The sequence below is a fragment of the Microcystis sp. BLCC-F209 genome (genome assembly GCF_041928595.1).
In the GTDB taxonomy this organism is placed as follows: domain Bacteria; phylum Cyanobacteriota; class Cyanobacteriia; order Cyanobacteriales; family Microcystaceae; genus Microcystis.
The window spans coordinates 20205-28071 of record NZ_JBHFLL010000212.1 but is presented as its reverse complement, the minus strand read 5'-3'; the positions used below and the strand labels follow the sequence as shown (position 1 = coordinate 28071).

Here is a 7867-nt window from a genome sequence, read left to right as displayed (position 1 = left end):
TTCGGGGAAAAATTGCCTAAATTCTGTTAGATTCTTGATTAATTCTTTGACATCATCTACACTTAAACTACTTTTGACTTCCACTACTAGCACATGATTTTCATTAGTTACTAACACATCAATTTCTAGGGTTTTACCGTCAAGACGTTTTCTGACTCTTTGACTAACTTGATGTACGGGAATCTGACGATTTAAAAATAAAGTCTCACAAGCTGGGGCTACCATATTTTCGACAAAACGACCCCATTTACCCCCAAGATTACCAATTTCTTGACTGAGTCTGGTAATTTGGCGATCAGTTTTTAAAGATTGTTCTTTGAGAATCCGCTCGGTTTCTTTTTGAGCTTCTGCTAATTCGGCTAATAATTTCCAAACATCATCGGCAGTGGTGGTCATAATTTTTCATCTTAATTAACTTGGCACTAACCCGATTATATCTTGTTTGAAGGATAGAGCCTGATGGCAGATAATGAAATAGTAGCGATTTTTTTTAATATGGCGGATCGCAATTGTCAGTCGAAATGGCTATCGATTATAGGAATTGGTGAAGATGGCTTAGAAGGGTTAAGTTCGGTGGGGCGAAGTCTGCTTTCTTTAGCATCAGTTATTGTCGGTGGTGAACGTCATCTGGCAATGTTACCTCCAGAGGATCAGCGGCAAAAACTGCTCTGGACTTCTCCCATCCAAGACTCTGTTAACGAGATTATCCGCCGTCGTGGTCAATCCGTCTGTGTTTTGGCCAGTGGTGATCCCATGTGCTACGGGATTGGTGTCACCCTCACCCGTCAGATTCCCCTTGAGGAAATGACGATTATTCCCTCTCCTTCTGCCTTCAGTCTTGCCTGTAGTCGTTTGGGTTGGTCCCTGAGTGAAGTGGAAACTTTGAGTTTGTGCGGTCGGCCTCCGGCTTGCTTGAATGGGGTGCTTTATCCCGGCGCTAAACTGCTGGTACTGAGTGCTGATGCCCAGACTCCTGCGATCGCTGCTCGGCTGCTCAGGGAGGGAGGTTTTGGCGAGAGTTCGATCACGGTTTTAGAACATCTAGGGGGAACCCGAGAACGCCACATTCAAGGCATCGCCAACGATTGGCAGTTTACAGATCTGGCGGATCTAAATGTCATCGCCATTAGCTGCATCTCCTCCCATCCCCCCACCCTGGCGCCGCGCCTTCCAGGACTGCCGGATTCTGCCTACCATCATGACGGACAGTTGACAAAAAGAGAAGTTCGTGCTATCACTCTGAGTACATTGGCTCCCCTACCCGGACAATTGCTCTGGGATGTGGGGGCAGGTTGTGGTTCCATTGCCATTGAGTGGCTGCGGAGCGATCGCCGTTGCCAGGCTATTGCGATCGAACATCATCCCACCAGATTACAATACATTGCCGATAATGCCGCCGCCCTGGGAACGCCCCACCTGCAAATCGTCGCCGGAATCGCACCGAGCGCCCTAGAAGATTTACCGCAACCGGACGCTATTTTTATTGGTGGCGGTATCACCACACCCCACCTATTGGAAACCTGTTGGTTAGCCCTGCGCCCCGGGGGTCGTCTTGTTGCTAACACTGTTACAATTGAAAGCGAATTAGTCCTCTTGCAATGGCATAGTAAATTAGGAGGGGAACTGCTGCGAATTGGCATTGAAAAAGCCGAACCAGTCGGCAAGTTTTTAGGTTGGAAAGCAATGGCCACCGTAACCCAGTGGACTGTTCTGAAACCGAGATTGTAAATCCTTGATTTTCTCCTTGATCCCTCTTGCAAAAGTTGTCAATAGAACTTTTTGGGTATTCTTTTCCTCTCTAATTAGTTAGGTGTTAAAAATTGTCAGATCCCCCTTAATAAGGAGGGATCAAAGCCCCCCTTATCAAGGGGGGTTGGGGGGATCAAAGCCCCTTAATAAGGAGGGATCAAAGCCCCCCTTATCAAGGGGGGTTGGGGGGATCAAACTTCCAATTACTCCACAAACTTCCTCAAAATTACTCAAAACTTCTTGATTAGTAAAGCGGATTACTGTTAATCCATAACCTGCTAAAATTTGGGTTCTTTCTAAGTCATAGTTCTGAGCATCTTCCCTATTATGACTATCACCATCAATTTCAATCACTAATTTTAATTCGGGGCAATAAAAGTCAACAATAAATTGATCAATCTGTCTTTGGCGATGAACTCTATATTGAAAAATTTTTAAGTATTCATACCAAAGTTTTCTTTCAGCTTTGGTCATATTTTTACGGAGTTCTTTAGCTCGTTCTACGAGTTTGGGATTGTAGGGTAGATGATGATGATTGGTTAATTGCATAGGTTTGATCCCCCCAACCCCCCTTGATAAGGGGGGCTTTTTACTGGTTGAGTTTGATCCCCCCAACCCCCCTTGATAAGGGGGGCTTTTTACTGGTTTAAGATGATGGGTTAATTGCATAGGTTTGATCCCCCCAACCCCCCTTGATAAGGGGGGCTTTTTACTGGTTTAAGATGTATAAGTCTGTGATATATTACAGGTTACAAGTCGCTGCGCGAGAAAAGAGTACCACCAATTATTTTGCGCGTCCTCCTAAATGCGCCTATCGGTAGGAGTGCCTTTTCACTTCCATCTAATGAAAAAGTTAGCTCATCATATCTCAACCATTCTCCGTCCCCGCGCCAACCCACCTCGTCAGCGAATTTTTTATACACATCATAATCGTATTCCCCTGGGACACCACCGCAATCCAGCCAGACTTTTTTCTGCACAGAAAAGCCAAATTTGCCGCCGCTATTATCTACCCAGAGCTTATCAATCGTGCGTAACTCTTCACAGGGAAAGTTGTTAATGCTTTCTTCATCTAGCCAGCCTTCATCTTCCCTTTTAGCAATTAACAACATTAACCGCGCCGTTTCCTCATCGGCTTCGCGCCATTGGCCATTTTTCAGAAAGGTTTCTAGTTGGGTAAAGAGAGAAGTCTGTCGTTTTTGTTCTAAAAATTCCAAACCTCGACGTTTTTTAACAGGTAATTCTCGATAACATCGCTCCGCTAATCCCTGAGCTTTAGGATTATCTTGATTATAAAAATGAACAATAAAATCAGTCGGATTAATCAATAAAGTGGCATACATAATACAAGCCTCGTACCAGAGATTTTGCTCCCAATTTTCCCAGAGTAAATTTTCCTGCTTTAACCGTTTAACTTCCAAAGCAATTAAATAGGATTGAAAAAAATTATGGGCAAACTCATAGTATTCATCCCTTTTCAAAATTAACTCACTCACATGAATTAACCGCTCTACAAAATCCTTAGCCGAAGTGCTTTCAGGATAACCCAATTCCTGAATAAAATTTTGTATAAAACTCAGTAATTCTGAATATTCAATCGTGGTTGTATTTCCCATTTTCAGGGCTAATTGTTGTAATACCCGTTGACGATGATTTTCCTCATTGTTATCTAAAATCATATCAATGCCCCTAGCTTGAGGGCGAGTGATCAATTGCAGATCAAAAATTCGGCGAAATAAATCCACTCGTTGCTGAGGTAATTTTTGTCCGGAGCCAAAGTTTGCCCGATGTAACTGTACTATCATATTCAGATTTAAGGGATTTCTCGCTAAGGCTAATAGAGTAGAACTTTCCCCAGAATCATCGAGAGCAAATAACTGATTAATTAAATCCTTTGCTTTATTGTCGGCAGCTTCTTGTTTAGCTTTTAAACTTCTGCTAACTCTGGTTTCCTGCTCTTGCCAGAAATACCATTTATACACAAAATCATGAATATTTTTATCGGTAAATTCATTAATAAACACCTTTTGCCGAGGTTTATGCTCAGAGCTAAACGCTTGATAGCCTTTGGGACGAGAGGTTAAAATAAAATAGTTTTGGCGAAAATCTTGCCACTGTTTGCCAATCCATTGACTGACTTTTTCGGCATATTCGGGTTTAACTTCATCAAAACCATCAAACATCACTAACATTCGCTGACGGGTTAAATGACTTTTAGCCCAGTTCTGAGGTAAATCTAATTCTTGAGAAATATCTTGTTTAAGATGTCGCTCAATTAAGGTTGGTAAATCTAATCCTTCTGTGGTGGTAATCACTTCCTGCCATCTCCGTAAACGTAAAAAGACAGGAATTAAAACAGGTGCATTTTGTTTCGGTTGTTTTAGAGCGTAGTTATAGGCTAAATGACGCAATAAAGTCGTTTTTCCTCGTCCACCAGGAGCCAGAATTAACAACCGTAAATTTGTCCTCTTTTTAGCCCGTCGCAATAAATCCCAAATATCATCCCCCGTACCTTTAGATTCTTCTTCTGAGCGCAGTTCTAATTGACTCAGATCCAAATTAATAAAAATTTCTTCCAGTTCCGGAGTAGAAAAACCAAAGATTGCATCTTCAATCCCTTCAATATCATCATAACGACAATCTGAATCCCGTAATTTAATTAAATATTTCCCGTCAGGATTAGCTAATTGCCAACGTATTTTTTCCAGTCCTTTGTCTAGCCAAACAAAAAAGCTTAAAGCTGAACCTTTACCATGATTTTTACCTTTGGTTCTTGCTATTTCTAAAAACCCTTGACTCCAGGCTGATCCGTAGGTAAAAAAGCCCGTGACGATAAAGGTGACTCCCCCGACAATAATCGCCTTAACCGTGTCATGTTGACTAAGCCAAGTTAAGCCGCCTGTAATGCTACCCCCGATAATTGGAAGGGAAGGAGCGGAGGTTCGGAGTTGATGGGCAACAAAAGCAGTGATTTTTCCCGTCCAAACTTCAGCCTGTTCCTTTTCCTGGTCAAAATCTGATTCTTTTTTCTCTTCAGATTCGGATTCTTCCGGCTTTGCGGTTTTATCGTCCATAAACCCCCTTTGATCAACCTCTTCTAATTATACTAGACCCCTTTAGAGTGGTGTTATTGGCTTATAAGTAGGTAGGCGTTAAAAATTATCAGACACCCCCCTTATCAAGGGGGGATTAAGGGGGGATCGGCACCCCCCTTATCAAGGGGGGCAGGGGGGATCGAACCGGAAATGTCGCTTTTTTATCCCGATGGACAAGCTTTCACTAGCTATAATCAGGAAAAACAACGAGCGGAACGATTAATAAACTGCGGGAATTAGGCCTTAATCCTGACGAAATCTAAGTTTATCTCTTAATCGCAGTTTAAAGTTAATCTTTGTTAAGAGACAACTAAAAAATAGCCATAGTGGGCTATATGTATTTTCAGTATGATGAAGTTAGTTGGCTTAGTACAAAAAAAGGTGGGCAAGTCCCACCTTTATCACTAAACTATTGTCCTTGCTCCACTGCTGCCACCATCAATAAAGTCTTGAGGACAGAATCAGGATTAAGACTGATAGAATCGATGCCTAATTCCACTAAAAATTGAGCAAATTCGGGATAATCACTGGGAGCTTGACCACAGATACCGATTTTGCGATTTTGGGCTTTAGCGGTTTCAATGGCCATTTTCACCATGCGTTTAACTCCCTCATTCCGTTCATCAAAAAGATGGGCAACCAGGGCAGAATCCCGATCTAATCCTAAGGTTAATTGGGTCAAATCATTAGAACCGATCGAAAATCCGTCAAACACCTGAGCAAATTGGTCAGCAAGAATTACATTACTTGGTAACTCACACATCACATAAACTTGCAAACCATTAACCCCGCGTTCGAGACCATTTTTCGCCATTTCTTCGAGGACTCTCATCCCTTCTTCGGGGGTACGACAGAAAGGAATCATCGGAATCACATTAGTTAATCCCATTTCTTCCCGGACCATTTTCAGCGCCCGACATTCCAAAGCAAAAGCCTCGCGATAATTAGGATCAGTATAACGGGAAGCGCCGCGCCAACCGATCATCGGGTTTTCTTCCTTGGGTTCAAAGGGTTTGCCACCCAATAAATTAGCGTATTCATTGGATTTAAAATCGGACATCCGCACAATTACATCTTTGGGGTAGAATGCGGCTGCAATCATGGCAATTCCCCGGGCCAATTTATCGACGAAAAATTGGGGTTTATCCTCGTAGTGTTTGGTTAATTCGGCGATTTGGTCTTTTACGTCCCCTTCTTCCAGTTCGTGGAATTTCAGCAAGGCGCTGGGGTGGGCCTGAATATGGTTAGCGATAATAAACTCTAGACGTGCTAAACCAACTCCTTGGGCAGGAATATCGGCAAAAGCGAAGGCTTTTTCGGGATTACCGATATTCATCAGGATTTTTGTCCGAGTTTGGGGCAAATTGTCCAGGGGAGTTTCAATAATTTCAAAGGGTAGCAATCCGAGGTAAACTTTCCCCTCATCCCCTTCAGCACAGCAAACTGTGACTTCCTGACCAGTTTTAATCGTTTCCGTGGCATTATTGCAACCCACGATCGCCGGAATGCCCATTTCTCGCGCGATAATAGCGGCATGGCAAGTACGACCACCCTGATTAGTAACGATCGCGCTTGCTTGTTTCATAATCGGTTCCCAGTCGGGATCCGTGCGATTGGTGACGAGAACTTCTCCCGGTTTAAAGTTGTTGATTTTATCTACACTGAGGATGACTCTGGCTTTTCCTTGACCGATTGCCGCACCTACACTCCGTCCCACCGCTAAAACTTGACTTCTTTCTTTAATTTCGTAGGATTTAAGGATATTAGCTGCTTTTTGTGATTGTACGGTTTCTGGGCGAGCCTGAACGATAAACAGTTCTCCCGTGATCCCATCTTTTGCCCATTCGATATCCATGGGGGTGTAGGTTCCGCGTACTTGCGAGTAATGTTCCTCGATTTGGGTCGTCCAACGGGCTAAAGTGAGGATTTCTTGGTCGCTAATGCAGAATTGATCCTGTTCTAGCTTGTTAACTCGGATATTCTTGGTTAGACGCGATCCTCCATCATCGTAGATCATCTTGATGGCTTTACTGCCGAGGCGTTTGTCGAGGATGGGTTTGTAGCCGTTTTTAAGAGTGGGTTTAAAAACCAGATATTCGTCGGGGTTAACGGCACCTTGCACGACATTTTCCCCTAAACCGTAGGCTGCGGTGATTAAAGTGGCATTTTTGAACCCTGTTTCCGTATCGATGGAAAACATCACCCCGGAGGTGGCTAGATCTGAACGCACCATTTTTTGGACACCGACGGAAAGGGCGACGGAAAAGTGATCGAAACCGTTATGATGACGGTAGGAAATAGCGCGATCGGTGAATAAAGAGGCAAAACATTTATGGCAAGCTTCTAAAACTCCCCTCACCCCTTGCACGTTGAGGTAGGTTTCCTGTTGTCCAGCAAAACTCGCTTCTGGTAAGTCTTCGGCAGTGGCGCTCGATCGAACGGCCACATCAATGGAATGATAGAGATCATCGCCATAACGTTCACAGAGTCGGCGATAGGCAATAGCGATCGCATGACTTAAATCATCGGGGAACGGTGTATTGAGGATTAATGTGCGCGCTTGTTTACCTTTTTCTTGCAAGTTCTGCACATCATTTTCGTCTAAATCTTGGAAAATTTGTCTTAATTGTGCGTCTAGTCCGGCTTTTTCGACAAAGTGACGGTAAGCGTAAGCGGTGGTGGCGAATCCTGTGGGTACATTAATCCCTTTCGGGGTTAATTGTTGGATCATTTCGCCTAAGGAGGAGTTTTTCCCACCGACTAATCCCACATCTTTGCTGTCTACTTCTTCAAACCACAGAATTAATGCTTGTTCTCTAGAGGTTCTCGCAACATCTTGTAGTAGCATCATAAGTATTTTTACCTCTGTACTTTATACTTTCAGTTTAGCGACATACCATCTTCAAAAACCCTTGAGTTTGATATTTATTTACAAAACTATATAATAGCAAACTCAGCTACGATCACCCTATCTCTAAAGGGTTTAATTGTCTAGCTACTTAACACAAAAATTAATAAACTAA

Annotated in this window: 5 protein-coding genes; 1 reads left to right on the top strand and 4 read right to left on the bottom strand. The window is 43.2% G+C overall.

The window, feature by feature from the left end:
- Positions 1-396 (bottom strand): NERD domain-containing protein (locus ACE1AQ_RS13885; protein ID WP_374808602.1); only part of this gene is annotated, 396 nt, incomplete at its 3' end.
- Between the two features lie 63 nt (positions 397-459).
- Here ACE1AQ_RS13885 and cbiE point away from each other — a divergent pair.
- On the top strand, positions 460-1728 hold the full coding sequence (gene cbiE, locus ACE1AQ_RS13880; RefSeq protein WP_110543205.1) for a precorrin-6y C5,15-methyltransferase (decarboxylating) subunit CbiE: 1269 nt from the start codon (positions 460-462) through the stop codon (positions 1726-1728).
- A gap of 135 nt (positions 1729-1863) precedes the next feature.
- Here the strand turns inward: cbiE and ACE1AQ_RS13875 are convergent, their stop codons facing one another.
- The 3 genes from ACE1AQ_RS13875 to ppsA all read right to left on the bottom strand — a co-directional run bounded on the left by ACE1AQ_RS13875 (position 1864) and on the right by ppsA (position 7695).
- Positions 1864-2298: an endonuclease domain-containing protein gene (locus tag ACE1AQ_RS13875; protein ID WP_374808600.1), complete on the bottom strand. Its 435-nt coding sequence runs from the start codon at positions 2296-2298 to the stop codon at positions 1864-1866.
- Between the two features lie 200 nt (positions 2299-2498).
- Positions 2499-4823, bottom strand: a complete 2325-nt coding sequence (locus ACE1AQ_RS13870) for a GUN4 domain-containing protein (protein ID WP_110543200.1) — start codon at positions 4821-4823, stop codon at positions 2499-2501.
- Between the two features lie 430 nt (positions 4824-5253).
- Complete coding sequence (gene ppsA, locus ACE1AQ_RS13865) at positions 5254-7695, bottom strand: phosphoenolpyruvate synthase (RefSeq protein WP_008199212.1); 2442 nt, start codon at positions 7693-7695, stop codon at positions 5254-5256.
- Positions 7696-7867: the final 172 nt, after the last annotated feature.